We start from the raw sequence: 21,885 nt of genomic DNA on the forward strand, positions 1-21,885 counted from the left end.
CGCCCGTGACGTCACCCCCTCGCCGGCGCTGAGACGACGCCCCTCGGACTCGGCGCGTCGTCCCCGTCGGGTGACGAGGAGCGGGAGCGCGTGGAGGGCACCGGCGCGGTCAGGCACCCGTGCCGACGCTCGAGCGCCTCCGGACGCCGGGAGTTCGAGGAGCGTCGCGAGGCGGTCCCGCGGTCACGGTCGCGAGCCCGTTGACGGCGGTCGAGCCGGGACGTGCCCCGTCGATCTGCACGTGGACCGCCACCGGCCGGGCCGTGGCGTCGTGCGTGGGGAACCAGGTGCGACCGGAGCGCACCAGCACTAGGAGGCCGTCGTCGTCGCCCACCGCCGCGAAGTCGGCCGACGGTGCGTCACCGAAGAGCTGCAGGCCGAAGGTGCGGGCCAGCCGTGCCGCGGCCACCGGCACGTCCGGGACCGCCAGCCCGACCTCGCTGACCCCCAGCAGTGCGTCGGGGCCGAACACGCTGGCCCCCAGCCGGTGCGGTCGCCGCCGTCGGGCGATCAGTTCGAGCACCATCCCGTCCGGGGCGCGGAAGTACAGCGACTGCGAGTTCCACGACGGTGCTCCCTCGAGGAGCGTCCGCCCGGCGTGCGGCAGGACGCGGACCCGGTCGCGCAGCCAGTCGTGGGCGCGCCGGCCGGCGTCGCCGGGCACGGTGATCGCCAGGTGCTGCGACGAGGGGTCCGCGGAGGCGTCCTCGACCAGCACCAGCGTCGTCGCGCCGAGCCGCACGGTCGTCGCGCACGGACCACCGGTGCCGCACCCCGCGGCGGTGTCCGCCCGGGCGCCGAGCACGTCGACGTAGAAGGCGGCAGCGGCCACCGGGTCGGGCACGGGCAGCTGGACGTGGGTGATGCGCATGCCGGCACTCCACCTGCTCAAGCTCCCTTGAGGTCAAGCCCTCACCGAGGGATGCTCGGGCCTGTGCCGGACGACCTGCTGAGCATCGGTGCCGTCGCCTCCCGGGCCGGCGTCTCGGTGCCCGCGGTCCGGTACTACGAGGAGCGCGGCCTGATCACGTCCGCGCGGGACGCCGGTGGCCGGCGGCGGTTCCCCCGGTCGGTGCTGCGCCGGCTCGCCGTGATCGCGGCCGGTCAGCGCATCGGGCTGTCGCTGGCCGAGATCGCCGGGGCCCTGTCGAGCCTGCCCTCGGACCGTGCCCCCTCGACGTCGGACTGGGCCCGCGTCGGCGAGCGCTGGCAAGGGCTGCTCGACGCCCGCCTGCGGGAACTCCAGGCGCTGCAGTCGTCCCTGACCGCGTGCATCGGGTGCGGCTGCCTCTCCCTCGAGCGGTGCGGCCTGGTCAACCCCGCCGACGAGGCAGCCGCCGAGGGACCGGGCTCCCGCTGGCTGCGCGGCGCCCGCCGGACGGCCGCGTCGCCCGACGGCTGAGCGCCCGCGGTTGGAGGCGACGGCCGGCTCGTGGACGGCGCCGCCGCCTCCTTGCCCCGCGGGTAGGTCGCCGGGGACACTGAGTCGTGCGCACCACGATCCGGGACTTCGCGACGGAGTTGGCCTTCAGCCTGCTGCTGGTCCTCGTCGCCGAGGTCGTCGTCCGGCAGTTCGCGTGGGACCGCCTGTGGGCCCTCGTGGCGGTCTTCTCGATCGGGCACGCCGCGAGAGCGGTGGTGACGCGGCGGCGGCGCGTGCTCCGTGCCCGTGGTGGCGAGACCGCGGCCCTGCCTCGCTGACGGGTGGTGCGCGGCACTCCCGCCCCGGCACGGTGCGAGGCGCACCCGCGCGGCGGGCATCAGCTCCGGCCTGGTCGCCGGCACCGGACGGATCGGTGAGCGGGCCCCGACGGGCGAGCAGACCTCGATCGACGTCCCCGACCCGCCGACGTCGCTCCGGCTGACCGTGGTGGCGGGTCGGACGGCCGACGCAGGCGTCGCGCACCGCGCGGCCACCGACCGGCGTCAGTCGCGGGGAGGGGCACCCCCCTCGTCGCGGGCCCGCTTGCGCGGCCAGAGCCCGATCCACACCACCGACGCGATGGCGGCACCTGCGATCATCGACGGGACGTCCATGTCTGAGTCTCTCAAAGCGGTCCGGGACCGAACCGACCTGGTCATCGCCGACGTCGGCCGGCCCGCGAGGTGACACGTAGGCCCGGACCGCCGACGTGCCTGGCCGCGAACGGCGCCCCGTGGAACGACGGACGCCCGCGCACGAGAGGTGCGCGGGCGTCCGGGTCGTGCAGGTCAGTCGCGGGTGAGCTTGCGGTACGTCACCCGGTGCGGGCGGGCCGCGTCGGGGCCCAGCCGCTCCACCTTGTTCGCCTCGTAGCCCGCGAAGTTGCCCTCGAACCAGTACCAGTTCGCGGGGTCCTCCTCGGTGCCCTCGTAGGCGAGGATGTGCGTCGCCACCCGGTCCAGGAACCAGCGGTCGTGGCTGACGACCACGGCGCAGCCGGGGAACTCCAGCAGCGCGTTCTCCAGCGAACCCAGCGTCTCGACGTCGAGGTCGTTGGTGGGCTCGTCGAGCAGGAGGACGTTGCCGCCCTCCTTCAGCGTCAGGGCCAGGTTCAGCCGGTTGCGCTCACCGCCGGAGAGGACGTTGGTGGGCTTCTGCTGGTCCGGGCCCTTGAAGCCGAAGGCCGACACGTAGGCGCGCGAGGGCATCTCCTGGTTGCCGACCTGGATGAAGTCCAGGCCGTCGGAGACGGTCTCCCACAGCGTCTTGGTGCCGTCGAGGCCGCCGCGGTTCTGGTCGACGTAGGACAGCCTGACCGTCTCGCCGATCTGCAGCTTGCCGCTGTCGAGGGGCTCGAGGCCGACGATCGTCTTGAACAGCGTCGTCTTGCCGACGCCGTTCGGGCCGATGACCCCGACGATGCCGTTGCGCGGCAGCGAGAACGAGAGGCCGTCGATGAGGGTGCGGTCGCCGAACCCCTTCTTCAGGTCCTTGGCCTCGATCACCACGTTGCCCAGCCGGGGGCCCGCGGGGATCTGGATCTCCTCGAAGTCGAGCTTGCGCGTGCGCTCGGCCTCCGCGGCCATCTCCTCGTAGCGGTTCAGCCGCGCCTTGGACTTCGTCTGGCGGCCCTTGGCGTTCGAGCGGACCCACTCCAGCTCGTCCTTCAGCCGCTTCTGCAGCTTCTGGTCCTTCTTGCCCTGCACGTCCAGACGCGCGGCCTTCTTCTCCAGGTAGGTGGAGTAGTTGCCCTCGTAGGGGTAGGCGCGACCGCGGTCCAGCTCGAGGATCCACTGGGCGACGTTGTCGAGGAAGTACCGGTCGTGGGTCACGGCCAGGACGGCACCCGCGTACTTGGCGAGGTGCTGCTCGAGCCACGTCACGCTCTCGGCGTCGAGGTGGTTGGTCGGCTCGTCCAGCAGCAGCAGGTCGGGCGCCTCGAGCAGGAGCTTGCACAGCGCGACGCGGCGCTTCTCACCGCCGGAGAGGACGGAGACGTCGGCGTCGCCCGGCGGGCAGCGCAGCGCGTCCATCGCCTGCTCGAGCTGGGAGTCCATGTCCCACGCGTTGGCGTGGTCCAGCACCTCCTGCAGCTCACCCATCTCGTTCATGAGCTCGTCGGTGTAGGCGGTCGCCATCTCCTCGGCGATCGCGTTGTACCGGTCCATCTTGACCTTGAGCTCGCCGAGGCCGTCCTGGACGTTCTGGAGCACGGTCTTGGACTCGTCGAGCTTGGGCTCCTGGGCCAGCATGCCGACGGTGTACCCCGGCGACAGCCGCGCCTCACCGTTGGACGGCTGGTCGATGCCCGCCATGATCTTCAGCACGCTCGACTTGCCGGCCCCGTTGGGCCCGACGACGCCGATCTTGGCCCCCGGGTAGAAGGACATCGAGACGTCGTCGAGGATCACCTTGTCACCGTGAGCCTTGCGCGCCTTGTGCATCACATAGATGAATTCCGCCACGGACCCCAGGCTAGTCGAGTCCCAGCCGGGCGCGGTCCAGCGCTCGGTAGGGTGCCCTCGGACAGGCCCTCGTAGCTCAGCGGACAGAGCACCGGACTTCTAATCCGACGGTCGCAGGTTCGAATCCTGCCGGGGGCACTCCTACGTCACCGCGGGCCCCGCGTCCTGCCCGTGCAGCGTGCTGACGTCCGTGTTGGCGCCGCAGACGACGACGGCCACCCGCGCGCCCGGCGCCGGCGTCCACGCGCCGCTGGTGAGCGCAGCCCACGCGGTCGCCGCGCCGTGCTCGGCGGCGATGCGGTAGTCCCGCCACAGCGCGGCGCGCGCCGCGGTGATCGCCGCGTCGTCGACCAGGACGCTCACGGGATCGACGCGCCGGGCGACGCCGAAGGCGACCTGCCCGAGGCGGCGCGCCCCGAGCGCGTCCGCGGCGACGCCCGACACGGCGACGTCGACGGGGCGGCCGGCCCGCAGGGCCTCGTGCAGGGTCGGGGCGGTCACCGGCTCCACGGCCACCACCTGCGCGCGTCCCGCCAGCGCCGCGGCCACGCCCGCGAAGAGGCCGCCGCCCCCGACGGCCACGACGACGACGTCGAGGTCGGCGACGTCCTCGGCCAGCTCCTCGGCGAGGACGCCCGCCCCGGCGGCGACGTCCGGCTGGTCGTAGGCGTGGCAGAACAGCGCGCCCGTGCTCACGACGTGCTCCAGGGCCGCGTCGTAGGCCTCGGCGTACTCCGCGCCCACCTGGTGCACGCGGGCGCCGAGGCGCCGCAGCCCGTCCACCTTCACGCGCGGCGCCGTGGCGGGGACGAACACCGTCGCCGGCACGCCGAGCGAGGCGGCCGCCCAGGCGTTGGCCAGCCCGGCGTTGCCGCCCGAGGCCGCGACGACACCCACCGCCGGGTCCAGCTCGCCGCGCTCCTCGGCCGCCAGCTGGCGGTTCAGTGCGCCGCGCGCCTTGAAGGTCCCGGTGTGCTGGAGGTGCTCGCACTTCAGCCAGACCCCGGCGTCCGCGCTCCCCGGCTGCTCGCCGAGGAGCACGGGCGTGCGGCGCACCCGGCCGGCGGTCCGGGCCCGCGCGGCGAGCACGTCGTCGCGCGTGATCGTCGTGGTCCCGCCCGCGGCGGCGGTGCTCACGCCTGCGGGCCCGAGCGCAGCTCCTCCGCCGCGGGATCGGCGGGGCACAGCAGCAGCGACATGCCCGCGTAGGGCGCCAGCCAGACGCCGAAGCTCTGCAGGTCGTCGACCCAGCCGATCTCGGCGCCCGACGTCGTGTCGAGCACGGGCACGCGGGGCGTGAACGTCTCCGAGCGCACGGTCCCCTCGATGGTCTCGCCGCCGAAGTTGAGCACCGTGACCTGCAGGGCCTCGCGCCCGTCGTGGTCGGCCGGGTCCAGCGCGTGCACCATGACGAGCATGGCCGGGTGGGCGACCTGGGGGATGTCCACCTGGCGCGCGGAGGCGATGCGGTGGCGCGAGCGGACCTCGAGCACGTCCGCGAGGCGGCGCACGAAGGACGTCTCCGACGCGAGCTGCTCGGGGATCGTCCCGTACAGCGAGCGCCCCACGGGCACGCCCGAGCTGGACACCGTCGCCTCGGGGGCGACGCCCATGAGGTCGTGCGAGGCCCGCTCGATCCAGCGGGTGTCGCCGCTGGTCAGCAGGGGGCGGATGCTCTCGGCGGGCAGCGGCAGCATGCCCAGCAGGTCCCAGCCCGACAGGGCGAACACGCCGGGCTGCCACGCGTTGAACATGGCCATCAGCAGGTGCGCGCGGCGGATCTGCTCGACGTCGTCCTCGGTCAGCGCGTCGAGGTCGCGGTGCCCGCGGGTCGCGGCGATGACGCTGGCCGACGTGCAGGCGATGCCGTTGGTCGTGAACACCTGGTTGTACGGGCCGGCGTCGCCCGTCAGGTGGCGCGTGAGGTCCGCGCGGATCGTCTCGGCCAGCTCCGCACCGGTGGTCTCGCGTCCCCGGAAGGAGTAGACGTCCTCGGCGTGCCGCGTCGCCCAGTGCACGAGCTCGTAGGTCAGCTCGTCGTGGTTCTGCAGGGCGTGCACGAGGGAGGCCGGGTCGACGCCCAGCTCCAGCGACGTGCGCAGCGTCAGGCGCAGGAACTCCGTGTCCCCCGTCGCGAGCGCGTGCTGGTAGGCGGGGCGGTTGATGAAGTCGTAGGACAGGTCCGCGCCGACCTCGGAGGTGTCGCGGATGTCCTCGATCGTGAGGTTGAGCTCCTGGAACGTGAACCCGCCGACCTTGCGGACCATGCCCGCGATGAGGTGGTTCGCGGCCTCCGAGAGCGGGTGACCCTCCGACCACGCCGGTCCCTCGACGCTCTTCTCCACGCCGAGGAACCCGTTGGCGTCCAGGCGGAGTGCGCTCGTGCCGAGGTCGCCCAGGGAGTGCAGGGCGTCACCGATGACGAGCTTCATGCCCGCGAAGGAGGGGTCGAGCCAGTTGATCGACGGCTGCCCCTGCTTGAAGTAGTGCAGGTACACCCAGCGGCGGGCGACCCCGTCGACGCCCACGACCTCGCGGGTCGCTGACCAGTTCGTCTCCTTGATGCCGGGCGCGTAGAAGATGACGCGCTGCAGCTGGCCGACGATGAACCCGAGCTCCTGCAGCGCGGCCTCCGCGACCGCGTCGAGGTTGGCCGCGTCGTGGCCCGGGGCGACCTCGGGCAGCAGGTGCCAGTGCTCCGGGTCGATCTCCACCATGTGGTAGATCCCGGGGTAGTCGCCGTGGTTCATCTCCGCGAGGCGGAAGTCCGCGCCCTTGCCGGTGTGGCCGGGGACGATGTCGTCGATGACGCTGCCGTCGTGCTCGGCCGCGACCCGGCACACCTGGCGGAACTCCTCCTCGGTGCCGAAGACGGGGTCGATCTCGGTGGAGATGCGGTCGAAGTGACCGTCGACGCTCGGCGTCTGGCGCCACCCGTCGAGGCCGCCGGCGTTCTTGACGGGACCCGTGTGCACGGCGTCGATGCCGATGCGCTGGAACGCCTGCCACAGCGCCGGGTCGCCCAGCGAGGCCAGGAAGGAGGTCCCGGGCGCCGTGACGAGGGAGATCGGGTAGGCCGTGAACCACACCGACGCGGTGTCCAGGGCACGGCGGGCGTCCGGCTTGGCGTAGGGGTTCTGCCACATGCTGGCCTTGCCGGAGAACTGCCGGCTGATCGCGGCCGCGTCGGACAGCATGGACTTCGACAGCAGCCAGTCGACGTACTCGGCGTTGCCCGCCTCGGCCCGGCCCTCTCCGGACACGGTCGGCGCGGCGTGGTCAGCGGCCCGCAGCCGGGCCTGCGGGCGCAGGCTCCGGGGACGCGCCGGGTAGCGCACCTCGTCGTAGGTGATCTCGCTCGGTTCGTGCGCCGGCACCTCGAGGTCCGCGAGCTGGTCCTCGACGGCCGGTGCGGGGCTGCCCCCGGTCGGCTCCCCGACGACTGCCTGCCCGACTGCCTCGTCCACGCTCGTGCCTCCTGCTGTCCCTGTCGTCCGTCCCGGCGGCCGCCGAGCCCGCCGATCACCTCACCACACCTGCGGCGGAACCTCGACTCCGTGGGGCCCGGGGTGACACCCCACCGAAGGGGTCAGGACCCCGGCGTCCCGGGGCCGCCGGGCTCCAGCGCCCCCGCGGCGGCCAGGGCCGCGAGCAGCCCGGCCGTCGCCGTGCGCGCGAAGGCGTCGACGGGCGTGAGCTCGGCGCGGGGCGCGCGGACGCCGTGCAGCCGGGTCGCCGCGGCGGCCAGGACCAGGGGCCGGTCGGTGGCCGCCGCGAGGTAGGTCCCCGTGAACCCGGGGTGGGCCACGACCGGCAGCGGGCCGGCCGGGGTGTCGAGGCGAGCGCGGCGGAACCCGAGGGCCTGGTCGGCGTCGGGACCGGGGGCCGTGAAGCGGGCCCGCACGTCCGCGGGCAGGAAGCCCTCGTCGTGCACGAGCGCCGCCCCGAGGCGCAGGAGGTCGGGCAGCGGCGCGAACAGGCCCGCGTGACCCGAGCAGCCGCCGAGGGCGTGCGCCGCGTTGCCGTCGGCGACCTCGCCCCGCACCGGGCCGGTGCGCCAGCCGTCGAAGTCCGCGACGCCGAAGCCCGTGGGGTACGGCTCACCCGACGCCAGCATCTCCCGCTCGACGCCGTCGCCGTCCGAGCCGGTGGCGGCGCTCGCGGGCGGCACCGGCCCGAATACCGTGCGCTGCAGGCCGAGCGGGGCGGCGACCCAGCGCCCGAAGGCCGCGGCGAGGCCCTCCCCCGCGAGACGCTCGAGCAGCCGGCCGAGCAGCGCGAAGCCCAGGTCGGAGTAGACCGTGCGCTCGCCGGGCGGCCCGGCCAGGGGAAGGCGCTCGACGAGGTCGAGGGCCGCTTCCCGCTGCGTCGTCGTGCAGTACAGGGGCACCCAGGGGGCCAGGCCCCCGCGGTGGCGCAATAGGTCGGCGGCGCTCACGCGCTCCTTCCCGCCGCCCGCGAAGCCCGGGAGCACCTCGGCCACGGGGGCGTGGAGGTCCAGGACGCCCGCGGCGACGAGCCGCGCCGCGACGGCCGTGGTGGCGGCCACCTTCGTGACCGAGGCGAGGTCGAGCCGGTGCGCGGGGGTCATCTCCTCCCCCGCCGCCGGTGCGTCCCCCGCCCGCGGCAGCGCGGCCCAGCCCGCGGCCGCGAGCACGCCGCCCGTGGCGGGCGTCCAGGCGCCGACGACGGCTCCCGCCGGGCGCCGGCCCTCGGCACCCGTGGCGAGGACGGCCCGCGCGGTCGCGGTCACGGCGGCGCCGAGGTCGCTGTCGGTCCCGAGGGCATCGGCGGTCCCGAGGGCGTCGGCCTCCACTCAGCGACCCGCCACGACGTCGCCCAGCCGGCCACCCGCGGCGTCGAGCGCGGCGCGGGCCTCGTCGGCCCCGCACCCGAGCACGAGCATCGCGACGGCCGTCCGGGCCTCCCCGCCGGCCGCCGCGAGCGCGGCCGCGGCCTCGTCCTCCCCGGCGCCGGCGGCGGTGACGACGATGCGCACCGCGCGGCGGCGCAGCTTCTCGTTGGTCGCCCGCACGTCGATCATCAGCGAGCCGTAGGTCTTGCCCAGCCGGACCATGGCCAGCGTGGACAGCGTGTTGAGGACCATCTTCGTCGCGGTGCCCGCCCGCAGCCGGGTGGACCCGCGCACGACCTCGGGCCCCACGGCCACCTCGATGCCGAGGTCCGCGGCCGCCGACAGCGGCGTGCCCTCGTTGCAGGACAGGCCGATCGTCAGGCACCCGTGCGCGCGCGCCGCGGCGACGGCCCCGAGCACGTAGGGGGTGCGGCCGCTCGCCGCGATACCCACCACCGAGTCGTCGGCCGTCAGCCCCAGGGCCTCGACGTCGCGCCGTCCCGCGTCCGCGTCGTCCTCCGCGCCCTCGACGGCGCTCACGAGCGCCTCGGGCCCTCCCGCGACGAGCCCGACCACCACGCCGGGCGGGGTGCCGAACGTGGGCGGGACCTCCGAGGCGTCCAGGACGCCCAGCCGGCCCGACGTCCCTGCGCCGACGTGCACGAGCCGGCCGCCGCGGGCCATCCGCTCCGCGATCGCGTCGACGGCCGCGGCGATGACGGGCAGCTGCGTGCGCACGACCCCGGCGACCGTGGCGTCACCGTCGTTCATCCTCCGCACCAGCTCCGCGGTCGGCTCCGCGGCGAGGTCGGCACCGACGCCGTCCAGGGCCTCGGTCGTGAGCGCGTCGAGGCGGCGGGCCTCGTCCCGCACCGCGTCCTCGTCCCGCACCGCGTCCTCGTCCCTCACCGCGTCCTCGTCCCGCACCGCGTCCTCGTCCCGCACCGCGTCCTCGTCCCTCACCCCTCGACCAGGACCCGCCAGCTGTGCCCGCCCAGCTCGACGACGTCACCGTCGGACAGCTGGCGCCCGCGACGGTCGTCGACCTCGCCGTTGACCAGGACCTCACCGGCCGCGAGCACCTCGCGCGCCTCGCCCCCGGTGCCGACCGCACCAGCCAGCTTCAGCAGCTGCCCGAGGCGGACCAGCCCCGTGACCGGCACGTCCTGCGGTGCGCTCACGCCTCGTCGACCGCGAGCGCCGCGAGGACGCCGGCGAGGCGGTCGGCCTCGGCCCGCGTGAGCCGCGCGGGCACGCGCAGCTCGGCGGAGGTGCCGTCCGCGAGCGGCACCACGTGGGTGAGGAAGGCGCGGCCGGCCGGCTCGGCGGCGGTGGCGGCGACCGGCTCGGGAACGGTGGGCGCGGGGGGTTCGGGCGTCTGCGTGGTGCCCGGCCGGCCGGGGTCCGTCGCGGCCGCCCCCGACAGGAACGACCGCACGCGGTCGATGCCGTCGCTGGCCAGCCGCTGGGCCGTCGGGTCGAAGCGGCCCGTGCGCAGCAGCCGCTGCAGGACGTCGTCGATGGGGTCGCCCCCCGGTCGTTCGCTCATGGCTCCTCCTCACCGACCGGGGACCCCGGTCGCTCGGCCTCCAGGATCGCACCGCACCGGGAGCGCCGCCTCCACCGTCGGGACCATCCGCGGACCCCCCGGACGTCGCTCGCCGCCCTCTCAGCCCGCGAGGTGGCCCCAGTCGGCCTGCAGGTCGCGCCAGGGCCCGCTCGCGGCGACCCGGCCGTCCTCGAGCACGACGACCCGGTCGGCGCGCAGCAGCGCCGACCGCTTCGAGGACGACCCGACGACCGTGACCCCCCTGCGCCGCAGCGCTTCCCAGAGCTCCACCTCGGTGCGCGCGTCCAGCGCGGAGGAGACGTCGTCGGCGACGAGGAGGTCCGCGCCCGTGGCGAGCGCCCGGGCGAGGGCGAGCCGCTGCACCTGTCCGCCGGACAGCCGGATGCCGCGGTGGCCGACGAGCGCCGCGTGCCCGCCCGCGTCGAGGAGGTCGGCGTGCAGCCGGGCGTCGTCGAAGGCGGAGGTCAGCCGCTCCTCGGGGTGGGCGTGGTCGAGCAGCACGTTGTCGGAGAAGGACCCCGACAGCACGCGCGGGACCTGCGCGACGAAGCAGACCTGCCCGGGGCGCAGGAACGTCTGGGGGTCGGAGACCTCGGCGTCGTTCCAGCACAGCGAGCCCTCGTGGTCGAGCAGGCCCGCGAGGGCGCCGAGCAGGCTGGACTTCCCGGAGCCGACGCGGCCCGCGAGCAGGACCAGCTCACCCGCGCGCACCGTGAGGTCGACGCCGTGCACGCCGACGGTGCCGTCGTCGTGGACGGCGGCCAGACCCGCCAGGCGGAGCTCCCGCAGCGGCCGGCGCGGCGGGACGTCCGGCCGCGGCGCCCGCCCGCCCCGCAGGTCCACGCCCGGCGGCGAGGAGACGAGGTCGTCGGTGCCGGCGAGCTCCGTCATGGCCCGGACCCACTCGCGGGCCACGGGGGCCTCGGTGACGACCGCCCCCGCGACGGTCCCGAAGTAGGTGGCCCCCGCGAGCGTCGTGGCCACCAGCAGCGTGGTGGCGATGTCCCAGACCCCGGCCAGGTAGACCGACCAGGTGGCGACGGTGGCGACCTGCACGAGCACGCCGGGGACGCCGTCCAGGAGGGCGCGGACGCGGAACTCCCGCACCGACGCGGCGACCCGGTGCCGGTCCACCTCGGCGAGGTGGCGCAGCACGGCGCCGCCGGCGGCCGCGAGCTTCACGGTGCGGGCCGCGTCGAGCGCGGAGCCCAGCGAGCGGCCGAAGGCGACGCGCGCGTCGCCGGCCGTGCGCGCGGAGGCTCCCGCGACGGGCGCCCCGGCCACGGCGACGGCCGCCGACAGCGCCATCACGGCGGCCACGACCCCCGCGGCCGCGGCGCTGCCGGCGACGACCCCGGTGACCGCGACGACGGCGGCGCCGATCACGACGTCGACCCAGCGGTCGGTGTAGAGGACGAGCCGCTCGGAGTCCAGGCAGCGGGCCGTGACCTCCCCCGGCGGCGTCCGGAGCAGCCGGTGCTGCCGCGTCTGGCCCCGCAGGACGGCCAGCCGCAGCCGCAGCGTCACGAGGTTCCACCACAGCGGGTAGACCCGGAAGGCGGCCGCGAGCGCGACCGGCAGCAGGAGCAGGCTCGCGCACAGGCCCGCCGTCGTCCACGCGACCTCCGCGAGCCCCTCGCCGGCGCGCAGGTCGCGCACCAGCAGGCCCCACAGCCAGCCCGTGAGCGTCCCGTACGCCCCGAGCACGGAGACGGCCAGGAACATCAGGGCGCCCGCGACGCCCCACGCGGGCGCGACGGCGACGGTCCGCAGCACCGTGCGCGTCAGCCGGGGCCGCAGCGGGGCGGGCGCGGGACCGCTCTCGCGGCGCGGGCGCGGCAGGAGGGGGGCCGAGGCCACGTCGGCGGTCCCCACGTCGTCGCCCGCGGCCGCGAGGAGGTCGCGGAAGGGCCCGGGCACGCGCGCCAGCTCCGCGCGCGCCCCGTGCTGCACGAGCCGGCCGCGCTCGAGGACCGCGACCGTGCCGGCGCGGCGGGTCGTGGACAGCCGGTGCGCGATGAGCAGACCCGTGCGCCCCACGAGCAGCCGCTCGGCGGCCGTGGTGACGCGGTGCTCGGTCACGGGGTCCATCCGCGCCGTGGCCTCGTCGAGGACGACGACGCCGACGTCGCGCACGAGCAGCCGTGCGAAGGCGACCAGCTGCTCCTCCCCCGCCGACAGGCTCAGGCCCCCGACGCCGAGGCGGGTGTCCAGGCCGTCGGGCAGCGTCGCGACCCAGTCGGCCAGGCCGAGCTCAGCGACGGCGCCGGCCACCGCGGAGCGCGGCACGTCGGTGAACAGCGTGATGTTCTGCGCGAGCGTGGCTGCGAGCAGCTCGGTGCGCTGGGTGACGACGCCGATCGTGCGGCGCAGGTCGACGAGGTCGGTGTCGCGCACGTCCCGCCCGCCCAGCAGCACCGCGCCGCGGGGCGGTTCCACGGCGCGCGAGAGCAGCGAGGCCAGCGTGGACTTGCCGGCCCCGCTGCGGCCCACGACGGCCAGCGTCGTGCCCGCTTCGACCGTGAGGCTGACGTGCTGCAGGGCGAAGCCGCCGTCGTCGTAGGCGAAGGAGAGGTCGCGCAGCTGCAGCTCGAGGGGCCCGTCGGGGACGGGCGCGCCCTCGACGTCCTCGGCCGGGGCGGCGAGCAGGCTGCGGATGCGGGTGAGCGCGCCCAGCCCCGCCTGCACCTCGGGCAGGCGGTTGCTGACCTGGGTGACGTCGCCGACGAAGCCGCCGACCAGCAGCCACAGGGTGACGAGCTCGCCGACCTGCAGCCCGCCGCGGCTGACGAGGACGACCCCGCCGACCGCGAGCGCCACGAGCAGGCCGGACAGCACGAGGGTCGTGCGCAGCCCCACGGTGGCCGAGGCGACGCACGTGGCGCGGACGGCGTCGAGGACGGCCTTGGCCTGCACGGCGTAGCGCCGGACGACGTGCGCCTGGCCGAGGCTGGAGCGCACGTCGTCGCGGCCCGCGACGACCTCCTCGAGCTGGGCGGCGTGGTCGGTCCACGCGGCCTCCTCGACGACCTTGCGCGCCGCGAGCACCCGCGTGAGGGGCCGGGCGACGAGCAGGGCGAGGGCCGTGACGAGGGGGAAGGCGATCCACGCGGGCCACCACGTGAGGCCGGCCACGACCCAGGCCAGGCCCGAGCGGACCACCGCGCGGGCGAGGTCCCAGCCCGTCGTGCGCAGCAGCTGGGCGAACTGCCGCGGGTCGTCGTCGACGCGGTCGAGCACCTCGCCGACGGCCTGCTCGGCGAGCGCCGGCAGGGGCTGCGCCAGCGCGGCGTCGAGCAGGTCGGCGCGCAGCACGCCCTCGGCACGCCCGACGGCGCCCGAGAACAGGGTGCGGCCCACGGTGTCCAGGACGGTCGAGCCGACCAGGACGGCGGCGAGCGCCACGACCAGGGCGGTCGTGGCGTCCTCGGCGAGGCGCCCCGTCACGACGGTCGCGGCCGTCTCGGCCGCCGCCGCGACCACCGCCAGGACCAGCGAGGCCGTGACGGCGGGACCCGCGAGCCGTCGTGCGGTGAGCGTGCGCTCCGGCACGACGACGCCTCCCGTCCCCCGGCGCGCCGGCGGCGCGCTCCCGGCCGACGCTAGCTCCTCGACCGGGGGCGGCACCGCTGCATTTCCGCGGGCGGCTCAGCCCCGCCCGGGGGCCTCAGGCCGCGGCGAGGTACTCGTCCCAGCGCGGGTCGGGCTGCTCGGCCCCGCGCACCGCCCACGACGCGCCGCGCGGCGCCGCCGGCCGGAACGGCAGGTGCCAGCCCATCTCCTCCGGCGTGCGGTTGCCCTTGGCGTTGTTGCAGCGGATGCAGCAGGCGACGAGGTTCTCCCAGCTGTCCGGGCCGCGGCGGCTGCGGGGCAGGACGTGGTCGACCGTCGTCGCGTGCCCGCGGCAGTAGGCGCAGCGCTGGTGGTCGCGGCGCAGCACCCCGCGCCGGCTCACCGGGACGACCGAGCCCCGGGGCACCCGGACGTAGCGGGACAGGAGGATGACCGACGGCCGTTCCAGGCTCATCGACGCGCCGAGGACGGGTTCGGCGTCGGCCAGGACGACCGACGCCTTCCCGGCCAGGACGAGGACGAGCGCCCGGCGGAAGGACACCACCGCGAGGGGTTCGTAGCCGGCGTTCAGCACGAGCGTGCGCACAGGCACCTCCACAGACGACGAGAGGCGCCGTCCCCGAGGGGGAGGGCGCCTCTGACGGCGACGACGTGCGACAGCACGTGGACCGGATGGTGGTGCCTGCGGGGAGCCTGGACGTGGCCGGGCGCGGTGGGCGTCGTGGGCGCGGCGTCCGGGTCGGGACGCACGGTGCGCTGGGACATCGTGGCCTCCCCCGCGGGTGCAGTCGTCGTGACCGCACTGTACGTCCGCTCCGGGCGCACGTCAGCGCGATGGTGACCCTGTCGGCGGCGGGTCGCGGCGCGGCCACCCTCCCGACGGCGGCCGGACGCGGGGTGGACGCGGGCCGGCCACCCGCGGACGCGACGAGGCCCGGCACCCCCCGAGGGGGTGCCGGGCCTCGTTCGTGCTGCGGGGGAACGGCTCAGGCGACGGGCGCGACGCGGCCGAAGGTGACCGCGCTGCTCCAGATCGTGCGGAGCTGGACGGGCTTGCCGCTGCGGGGCGCGTCCCACATCTGGTTGCCACCGGCGTAGATGCCGACGTGGTACGCCCGGCCCCCACCGTTGGAGAAGAAGACGAGGTCGCCCGGGACGGCCTGCGAGCGGTCGATGCGCGCCGCCGCGCCCTTCTGCGCGTTGGCCGTGCGGGGCAGCGAGATGCCGAGCTGGCGCATGACGTAGCTCGTGTAGCCCGAGCAGTCGAAGCCGGCGGGGGTGCTGCCGCCGTAGACGTAGGGCACACCCGCGTACTGCGCCGCGGTGGCGAGGATGCGCTCGCCCATGCCCGCGGGGGCCGGGGCCGGCGCCTGGACCTCGACGACGCTGACGGCCGCGACGGCCGCCTCGGGCGCCGGGGCGGCCACGGGCGCGTCGGGGGTGACGGCGCGGACCTTCGGCTTGGCCACGGCCCCGCGCACGGAGCGCTTGACGGTGACGGCGGGCTCCACGGCCACGGCCGGGACGACGACCACGGGGGCCGGCGTGGGGACGGCCGTGAAGGTGGCGGCCGTGGTCACCACGGCGGCGGCGGCGGGCGCCGAGACGACGGCCGGGACGGAGGTCCCGAACGCGCTGTCGACGGCCGTGGTGACGGCGGCCGGGACGCTCGCGGGAGCGGCCTCGGGGGCGGCGTTCGCGGGGAGGGCGATCGTGGCGACCAGGCCGCCGGCGGCCGCGAGGACGGCGACGCCGCGACCGGCACCGCCGGCCGTGCTGGACACCGAGTGGGACAGGGTCGTGAAGGGCGTGAGGGGACGCACGGCAGCGCGGTGCCGCCCCGGGACGCGACGGGTCAAGGTGGTTGCCTCTCCGACGCCTGCGAGGTGAGCTGTCGGGTTCGGGCGGGAAGGTCGCCCGGCCGGTTCTCACCGGCTTCACCCCGAGGACGTCGCGCGACCTAACGGTCGTGCTCGGCCCGGGAACGTGGTTCCCCCACCCCTGCCATGAGGTGTCGTGGGACCTCCTCGCGGTGGCAGGGCTCGGCGTCCGCGTGAGGACTCCCCGGATGCGTGTTCCAGGAAGCGGGTGGACAGTAACCCACCCGCCGCGCCGATGTCACGCACCGGTCACGGGCAGATGCCAGATCGGCTACCGTCCGTTCAGTCATCGGCGCTCTGCGCAACCACCTTGAACGCAGCGAACGCCCGCCACCGCAACGGGTGACGGGCGTCCGGGAGGTGCTGCGACGTGGCCGGTGTGAGGTCCGTCTCAGTCGGTGGGGCCCACGAAGATGTGCCCGGCCTCGGCCGTGGACAGGTCGACCGCCGTGTCGCCCACGAGGACCTCGAACCCCGAGGCCGACGCCTTCGCGACGACCTGCGCGCCCGGCGTCAGCCCGGCGGCCCCGAAGCGGGCCATCAGCGGCACGTCCGTCTGCAGCGGCTCCCCGAGCCGGCGCACGACGACCGTGCGGCCCTGCAGCTGCGGCGTCGTCAGCGGCTGGACCCCCGCCCGGAAGTCCTCGGTCACGCACAGCTCCCCCAGCTCCTCCAGCCCGGGGATGGGGTTGCCGTAGGGCGAGGAGTGGGGGTGGTCGAGGATCTCGACCAGGCGGCGCTCGACCTCCTCGGAGATGACGTGCTCCCAGCGGCAGGCCTCCTCGTGCACCAGCGACCAGTCCAGGCCGATGACGTCGGTGAGCAGCCGCTCCGTGAGCCGGTGCTTGCGCATGACGCGCATCGCCTTCGCCTCACCCGCCTCGGTCAGCTCCAGGCGGCGGTCGGTGCCGACGTGCAGCAACCCGTCGCGCTCCATCCGCGCGACCGTCTGCGACACCGTGGGTCCCGAGTGGTGCAGCCGCTCCGCGATCCGGGCGCGCATCGGGACGATGCCCTCCTCCTCGAGCTCGAAGACCGTCTTGAGGTACATCTCGGTGGTGTCGATGAGGTCGCTCACACCCCGCATCGTCCCTCATGCCGCACCGGCGGCGCACGCGTGGCCCGGCGGGCACCCGGTGGTGCCCACCGGGTCCCCCGGCTACCGTCCGCAGACGTGACGGAACTCCCCGCCCTGCTCTGGTTCCGCCGCGACCTGCGCCTGCGCGACCACCCCGCGCTGCTCGCGGCGGCCGCCGACGGCGAGGTCGTCCCGCTGTTCGTCGTCGACCCGGCGCTGTGGGGGCCCTCGGGCGACGTCCGGCGCGTGTACCTGCTGCGCTCGCTGCGCGCGCTGGACGCGTCCCTGGACGGCCGGCTCGTGGTCGAGGAGGGCGACCCCGCGACCGTGCTGCCCGCCGTCGCGCAGCGCACGGGCGCCCGCCGCGTCCACGTCACCGCCGACACCGGCCCCTACGGCCGCCGCCGCGACCAGGCCGTCGAGCAGGCGCTCGCCGCCGCCGACCGCGAGCTCGTGCGCACCGGCACCAACTACGCGATCGGGCCGGGGACGCTGCGCACGGGGTCCGGGTCGCCCTTCCAGGTGTTCACGCCCTTCTCCCGCGCGTGGCGCGAGCACGGCTGGCCCCGGCCCGCCGAGTCCCCCGGCTCCGCGCGGTTCGTCGCGGACGCCGGTGCGGGCGTGGGCGGCGCGCACTGGCCGGCGGAACCCGACCTGGGCGACCTCGTCCTGCCCGAGGCCGGCGAGGAGGCCGCCGCCCGGCGCTGGCACGACTTCCTGGACGAGCGCCTCGACGACTACGCGGGCGACCGGGACCGCCCCGACGTCAACGGCACGTCGCAGCTGTCCGCACCCCTGAAGTGGGGCGAGCTGCACCCCCGGACGATCCTGGCCGCCCTGAGCAGCGAGCGGTCGGCGGGCGCGGAGACCTACCGCACGGAGATCGCCTGGCGGGAGTTCTACGCCGACGTGCTGTGGAACCGCCCGGAGACCGCGCGCGAGTACTACCGCCCGCAGCTCGAGGCACTCGCCTACGCCGAACCCGGCGCCGCCTTCCGGGCCTGGAGCGAGGGCCGCACGGGCTTCCCCGTCGTGGACGCGGGGATGCGCCAGATGCGGGCCGAGGGCTGGATCCACAACCGGGTGCGCATGATCTCCGCGAGCTTCCTCGTCAAGGACCTGCACGTGGACTGGCGCCACGGCGCGCGGGAGTTCATGCACTGGCTGCGCGACGGGGACCTGGCGAGCAACAACCACGGCTGGCAGTGGGTCGCCGGGTCCGGCACCGACGCGGCGCCCTTCTTCCGCATCTTCAACCCCGTGACGCAGGGGAAGAAGTTCGATCCCCAGGGCGACTACGTGCGCCGCTACGTGCCCGAGCTGCGCCACCTCGCGGGCAGCGCCGTGCACGAGCCCTGGGCCGCCGCGGACGGCTACGCCGAGGGCTACCCCGAGCGGATCGTCGACCACGCCCACGAGCGCAAGGTCGCCCTCGACGACTACGCCCGCGTGCGCGCCTGACGTCCCGGCCGTCCTCGTGCGGGCACCCGCACGAGGACCGGCGCGTCAGGCGTCGAAGTCGGTGCTCGCGCTGAGCTCGCGCCACTGCGCGATCTCGGCGCGCTGGGCGTCCAGGACCCCCTCGGCCGCGGCCAGGGCGTCCGTGCCGAGCAGCAGGAGGTTCGGCGCCGCCCCGGACTCGACCGCCGTGACGATGGCCCGTGCGGCCTTCGCCGGATCGCCCGGCTGCGTGCCGTGCACGGTGTCGTTCTCCTTGCGCCGCGGCCCCGCGGTCTCGGCGTAGTCGGCGATCGGCGTGGCCGACTGCGTCAGGGACCGGCCCGCGAAGTCGGTGCGGAACCCGCCGGGCTCCACCGCGACCACCTGGATCCCCAGGGGCTGCAGCTCCTTGCGCAGCGAGCCGGACACGCCCTCCAGCGCGGCCTTGGCGGCGGCGTAGTAGCCGGACCCGGGCGGGCAGATGCGCGCGCCGATCGAGGAGACGTTCACGATCGCCCCCGAGCGGCGGTGGCGCATGCCCGGCAGCACGGCCTTGACCATGGCCACGGCACCGAAGAAGTTCGTGTCGAACAGGCGCTGCACGTCGGCCTCGTCACCCTCCTCGACGGCCGCGCGGTAGCCGTACCCCGCGTTGTTCACGAGGACGTCGACGCCGCCGAAGCGCTCCTCGGCGCGGCGGACGGCCGCGGTGACCTGAGCGGGGTCGGTGACGTCGAGCGCGAGGGCCAGCGCCGCGTCGGGGGAGGCGTCGGCGAGGTCCTGCACGGTCGCGGCGTCGCGGGCCGTGACGACGGCCTGGTGCCCGCCGGCCAGGACGGCCTCGGCGAGGGCGCGGCCGAGGCCGGTCGAGCAGCCGGTGATGAGCCAGGTGGCCATGGGTGATCTCCTCAGGGCGGGCGTGCGGGGACGGGTCGAGGGCTGCGGGTCTAGGGCTGCGGGTCGCGGGCGTCGTAGCGGACGAACCGCGGCTGGGCGCGCGCCAGGAGCAGGACCCCGACCACGCAGAGCATCCCACCCACCAGGGCCGCGAGCCCCTCGCCCGTCACCTCGGCGGTCGACCCCAGCACCAGGTCGCCCAGGCGCGGCCCGCCCGCGACGACCACGATGAACACGCCCTGCAGCCGCCCGCGCATGGCGTCGGGGGTCGCGACCTGCAGGATCGTGCCGCGGAACACCGAGCTGACGGCGTCGGCGGCGCCCGAGACCGCGAGCAGCACGACCAGGACGGGCAGCCGCCAGTCCCCCGCGTCGGGCGCCAGCACCAGGACCAGACCGAAGCCGGCGATCGCGGCGCCGTAGACGACGATGCAGCCGACGACGACGGCCCCCTGCCGCCGGACGGCCCCCAGCGGCCCGGACAGCAGCCCCGCCAGCACGGAGCCGATGGCGATGCCGGCCGTGAGGACGCCGACGGTCTCCGCCCCGCCGCCGAGCAGCACCGCGCCGACCGCGGGGAAGAGCACCCGCGGCATCGCGAAGACCATGGCGCACAGGTCGACCAGGAAGGTCATCCGGACGTTCGGGCGGGTCCCCAGGTACCGCAGCCCCTCGAGGACGGACCGGAACCCGGCGCGGCGCGTCCCGTCCGCGCCGGCCTCGGGCGGCAGCGGCGGGAGCCGCCAGACGCCCCACAGCGTCGCCAGGAACGTCACGGAGTCGATCGTGTAGGCGACCTCGAAGCCCCACGTGGCCACGAGCACCCCACCCAGCAGGGGCCCCAGGGTGAGCGCGAGCGACCACGTCGTGGCGTTCAGGGCGTTCGCGGCGGGCAGCTGCTCCGGGGGCACGAGCCGGGGCAGGATGGCCGAGCGCGCCGGGTTGTTGATCGCGAAGGCGGCGCTCTGCACGGCGACGAGCGCGTAGAGCAGCCCCACGGAGCCGACGTCGAGCCAGGCCTGCGCGGCCGTGGCGACCGAGACCACCCAGAGCACGACGGACGCGGCCAGCGCGACCCGGCGGCGGTCGTGCGCGTCGACGAGGGAGCCGCCGTAGAGGCCGAGGGCGATCAGCGGCACGAGCGCCGCGAGCCCGACCAGACCCACCGAGAAGGTGGAGCGCGTCAGCGCGTAGACCTGCAGGCCGATCGTGACGACGGCGAGCTGGTTGCCGATGCCGGCGAGGGACTGGCCGATCCACAACCGCCGGAAGTGCGGGCTCTGCCGCAGGGGCGTCGTGTCGACCAGGAGTCGCCGGCGCACCCGCGCCGGCGCGGCGGGGGAGGTCACACGCCCCAGCCTAAGTGGCCCGGGGCCACCGCCGCTGCGCCGTGGCTCGCGGCGCCGGGGTCCCGGGGGGCGGGGTCCGGGACGGCTGGAGCCGCGAGGACCCCGGACAGGGGAAGTCCCCGGGCGCTTCCTCCACCGCGGTGGAGGGCCGGCTGGACAGACCGGCGCCCGGGGACCCGGTGACTGCCTGGGTTTCGCCGCGCTGCGCGGGGCGACCAGAGCGGTCCGCGTCCTGCACGCAGCTGCTAGCTGGCAGCCACCTCACGTGTCCGAGAAGAACTCATGCTCTGGACCACCTCCTTCCTCGTGTCCGAGAACGGTACGTCCGCTCCCCCGCGGTTGTCACCCCCGTTTCCGGCGGGTCCTTCCCCGGCCCGGCGGGCGGCCCCACCGGCGGTGGCCGCGCGCGGCGGCGACGACGTCCGCGACCGCGGGACCGGACCCCGTCGCGCGACTGCGGGTCAGAACCACCCGAAGACTGGGGGTCAGAACCACCCGAAGACTGGGGGTCAGAACCACCCGAACACGCCGGGCGGCTTGCCCGCCCCGCGGGGCATCGCCTACTGTGCTCACCAGCAGTTGTTGTCGGAACCACCTTTACTCGCGGGAGCGAAGGGTCCGGCACGCACCCGAGACGGCGGCGCACCGATGAACGGCACCTCGCAGGCGATCCTCGTCGCGGTGTCCACCGTGATCTTCGCCCTGCTCCCCGACCGCGACGGCCGGGTCCGCGTCCACCTGCCCCTCGTGCGGCGCACGCGCGACCCCTTCGGGGGCCAGTGGGCCCTGCCGGGCGGCTGGGTGCGCACCGACGAGAGCCTCAGCGACGCGGGCCGGCGGACCCTGGCCGAGACCACGGGGCTGCGGCCGAGCTACCTCGAGCAGCTCTACACCTTCGGCCGCACCGACCGCTCCCCCGGCCAGCGGGTCGTCTCGGTCGTCTACTCCGCCCTCGTGCGCAACCACGAGGCCGCCGCCGCGGTCGAGGGCGAGAACGTGCGCTGGACGGCCGCGGACGACTGCACCGGCCTCGCCTTCGACCACGACGAGATCGTCCGCTACGCCCTGACCCGCCTGCGCAGCAAGGTGCAGCACGCGCACGTCGCCCTGCACTTCCTCGGGGAGCGGTTCTCCCTGGCGCAGCTGCGCGAGGTCCACGAGGCGATCCTGCAGCGCCCCCTCGACCCCGCGAACTTCCGCCGTCAGATCGAGGGCTCCGGCACCATCGCCCCGACGGGGGAACGCCTCACGGGTGGCCGGCACCGGCCGCCGCGGCTCTACCGCGCGCTCGTCGCCGCGGGGTCCACCGGCCCGTTCCAGGACGTCGGCCCGCTGGCCTGAGCCGGCCCGCCGCG

The 21,885-nt window shown here is 75.6% G+C and carries 18 protein-coding genes, 1 tRNA gene and 1 riboswitch; of the genes, 5 read left to right on the forward strand and 14 right to left on the reverse strand.

Features of this window, described 5'->3' with window-relative positions; translation table 11 throughout:
- Positions 1-109: 109 nt before the first annotated feature.
- On the reverse strand, positions 110-871 hold the full coding sequence (locus tag GTR02_RS02595) for a VOC family protein (RefSeq protein ID WP_166605916.1): 762 nt from the start codon (positions 869-871) through the stop codon (positions 110-112).
- 51 nt (positions 872-922) lie between these two features.
- Here GTR02_RS02595 and soxR point away from each other — a divergent pair, with 51 nt between their 5' ends.
- Both soxR and GTR02_RS02605 read left to right on the forward strand, forming a co-directional pair.
- Positions 923-1,402 carry a redox-sensitive transcriptional activator SoxR gene (gene soxR / locus GTR02_RS02600; protein WP_166605917.1) on the forward strand — a complete coding sequence of 160 codons (480 nt, stop codon included), beginning with the start codon at positions 923-925 and terminating at the stop codon, positions 1,400-1,402.
- An 86-nt stretch (positions 1,403-1,488) separates the two neighbouring features.
- Positions 1,489-1,701, forward strand: a complete 213-nt coding sequence (locus GTR02_RS02605) for a hypothetical protein (RefSeq protein ID WP_166605918.1) — start codon at positions 1,489-1,491, stop codon at positions 1,699-1,701.
- A gap of 510 nt (positions 1,702-2,211) precedes the next feature.
- Here the strand turns inward: GTR02_RS02605 and ettA are convergent.
- A complete protein-coding gene (gene ettA, locus GTR02_RS02610) occupies positions 2,212-3,888 on the reverse strand; it encodes an energy-dependent translational throttle protein EttA (RefSeq protein WP_166605919.1) in 1,677 nt (558 codons plus the stop codon).
- 65 nt (positions 3,889-3,953) lie between these two features.
- Here ettA and GTR02_RS02615 point away from each other — a divergent pair.
- Positions 3,954-4,026, forward strand: a tRNA-Arg gene (locus tag GTR02_RS02615).
- Positions 4,027-4,029: 3 nt separating this feature from the next.
- Here GTR02_RS02615 and GTR02_RS02620 read toward each other — a convergent pair.
- From GTR02_RS02620 to GTR02_RS02665, 10 genes are all read right to left on the reverse strand, one after another.
- A complete protein-coding gene (locus GTR02_RS02620; protein WP_338073534.1) occupies positions 4,030-5,025 on the reverse strand; it encodes a serine/threonine dehydratase in 996 nt (331 codons plus the stop codon).
- Positions 5,022-7,265 (reverse strand): maltose alpha-D-glucosyltransferase, encoded by a 2,244-nt coding sequence (gene treS / locus GTR02_RS02625; RefSeq protein WP_166605941.1) that lies wholly within the window; start codon positions 7,263-7,265, stop codon positions 5,022-5,024. Before treS ends, GTR02_RS02620 begins: the two co-directional genes overlap by 4 nt.
- A 212-nt stretch (positions 7,266-7,477) precedes the next feature.
- Positions 7,478-8,704, reverse strand: coding sequence for a serine hydrolase (locus GTR02_RS02630; protein ID WP_166605920.1), 1,227 nt, complete (start codon positions 8,702-8,704; stop codon positions 7,478-7,480).
- Positions 8,705-9,634 carry an N-acetylmuramic acid 6-phosphate etherase gene (gene murQ, locus GTR02_RS02635; protein WP_166605942.1) on the reverse strand — a complete coding sequence of 310 codons (930 nt, stop codon included), beginning with the start codon at positions 9,632-9,634 and terminating at the stop codon, positions 8,705-8,707.
- A 68-nt stretch (positions 9,635-9,702) separates the two neighbouring features.
- Positions 9,703-9,924: an RNA-binding S4 domain-containing protein gene (locus GTR02_RS02640; RefSeq protein ID WP_166605921.1), complete on the reverse strand. Its 222-nt coding sequence runs from the start codon at positions 9,922-9,924 to the stop codon at positions 9,703-9,705.
- Entirely contained in the window at positions 9,921-10,292 is a 372-nt protein-coding gene (locus tag GTR02_RS02645) for a hypothetical protein (protein WP_166605922.1), read from the reverse strand. Before GTR02_RS02645 ends, GTR02_RS02640 begins: the two co-directional genes overlap by 4 nt.
- Before the next feature lie 120 nt (positions 10,293-10,412).
- Positions 10,413-13,865, reverse strand: a complete 3,453-nt coding sequence (locus GTR02_RS02650; RefSeq protein ID WP_166605923.1) for an ATP-binding cassette domain-containing protein — start codon at positions 13,863-13,865, stop codon at positions 10,413-10,415.
- 115 nt (positions 13,866-13,980) lie between these two features.
- A complete protein-coding gene (locus GTR02_RS02655; protein WP_166605924.1) occupies positions 13,981-14,472 on the reverse strand; it encodes an HNH endonuclease in 492 nt (163 codons plus the stop codon).
- Between the two features lie 400 nt (positions 14,473-14,872).
- Positions 14,873-15,709, reverse strand: coding sequence for a C40 family peptidase (locus GTR02_RS23625; RefSeq protein WP_338073537.1), 837 nt, complete (start codon positions 15,707-15,709; stop codon positions 14,873-14,875).
- Between the two features lie 38 nt (positions 15,710-15,747).
- A riboswitch (cyclic di-AMP (ydaO/yuaA leader) is annotated at positions 15,748-15,910 on the reverse strand.
- 247 nt (positions 15,911-16,157) lie between these two features.
- On the reverse strand, positions 16,158-16,844 hold the full coding sequence (locus GTR02_RS02665; protein ID WP_166605925.1) for an iron-dependent transcriptional repressor DtxR: 687 nt from the start codon (positions 16,842-16,844) through the stop codon (positions 16,158-16,160).
- Between the two features lie 96 nt (positions 16,845-16,940).
- Here GTR02_RS02665 and GTR02_RS02670 point away from each other — a divergent pair, with 96 nt between their 5' ends.
- Complete coding sequence (locus tag GTR02_RS02670; RefSeq protein WP_166605926.1) at positions 16,941-18,305, forward strand: FAD-binding domain-containing protein; 1,365 nt, start codon at positions 16,941-16,943, stop codon at positions 18,303-18,305.
- A 45-nt stretch (positions 18,306-18,350) separates the two neighbouring features.
- Here the strand turns inward: GTR02_RS02670 and GTR02_RS02675 are convergent, their stop codons facing one another.
- The gene (locus GTR02_RS02675; RefSeq protein WP_166605927.1) at positions 18,351-19,181 is read right to left on the reverse strand and encodes an oxidoreductase; all 831 of its coding nucleotides are present in this window, start codon (positions 19,179-19,181) and stop codon (positions 18,351-18,353) included.
- Between the two features lie 50 nt (positions 19,182-19,231).
- Entirely contained in the window at positions 19,232-20,530 is a 1,299-nt protein-coding gene (locus GTR02_RS02680) for an MFS transporter (protein WP_338073538.1), read from the reverse strand.
- A gap of 648 nt (positions 20,531-21,178) precedes the next feature.
- Here GTR02_RS02680 and GTR02_RS02685 point away from each other — a divergent pair.
- Entirely contained in the window at positions 21,179-21,871 is a 693-nt protein-coding gene (locus tag GTR02_RS02685; protein WP_166605928.1) for an NUDIX hydrolase, read from the forward strand.
- Positions 21,872-21,885: the final 14 nt, after the last annotated feature.

The organism is Kineococcus siccus, from assembly GCF_009906795.1.
GTDB classification, from domain to species: domain Bacteria; phylum Actinomycetota; class Actinomycetes; order Actinomycetales; family Kineococcaceae; genus Kineococcus; species Kineococcus siccus.

What these genes read in the sequence shown, in the direction of transcription:
- GTR02_RS02675 (WP_166605927.1), bottom strand. Translation starts at nt 19,181, where the DNA reads ATGGCCACCTGGCTCATCACCGGCTGCTCGACCGGCCTCGGCCGCGCC.
- GTR02_RS02685 (WP_166605928.1), top strand. Translation starts at nt 21,179, where the DNA reads ATGAACGGCACCTCGCAGGCGATCCTCGTCGCGGTGTCCACCGTGATC.
- GTR02_RS02645 (WP_166605922.1), bottom strand. Translation starts at nt 10,292, where the DNA reads ATGAGCGAACGACCGGGGGGCGACCCCATCGACGACGTCCTGCAGCGG.
- soxR (WP_166605917.1), top strand. Translation starts at nt 923, where the DNA reads ATGCTCGGGCCTGTGCCGGACGACCTGCTGAGCATCGGTGCCGTCGCC.
- GTR02_RS02595 (WP_166605916.1), bottom strand. Translation starts at nt 871, where the DNA reads ATGCGCATCACCCACGTCCAGCTGCCCGTGCCCGACCCGGTGGCCGCT.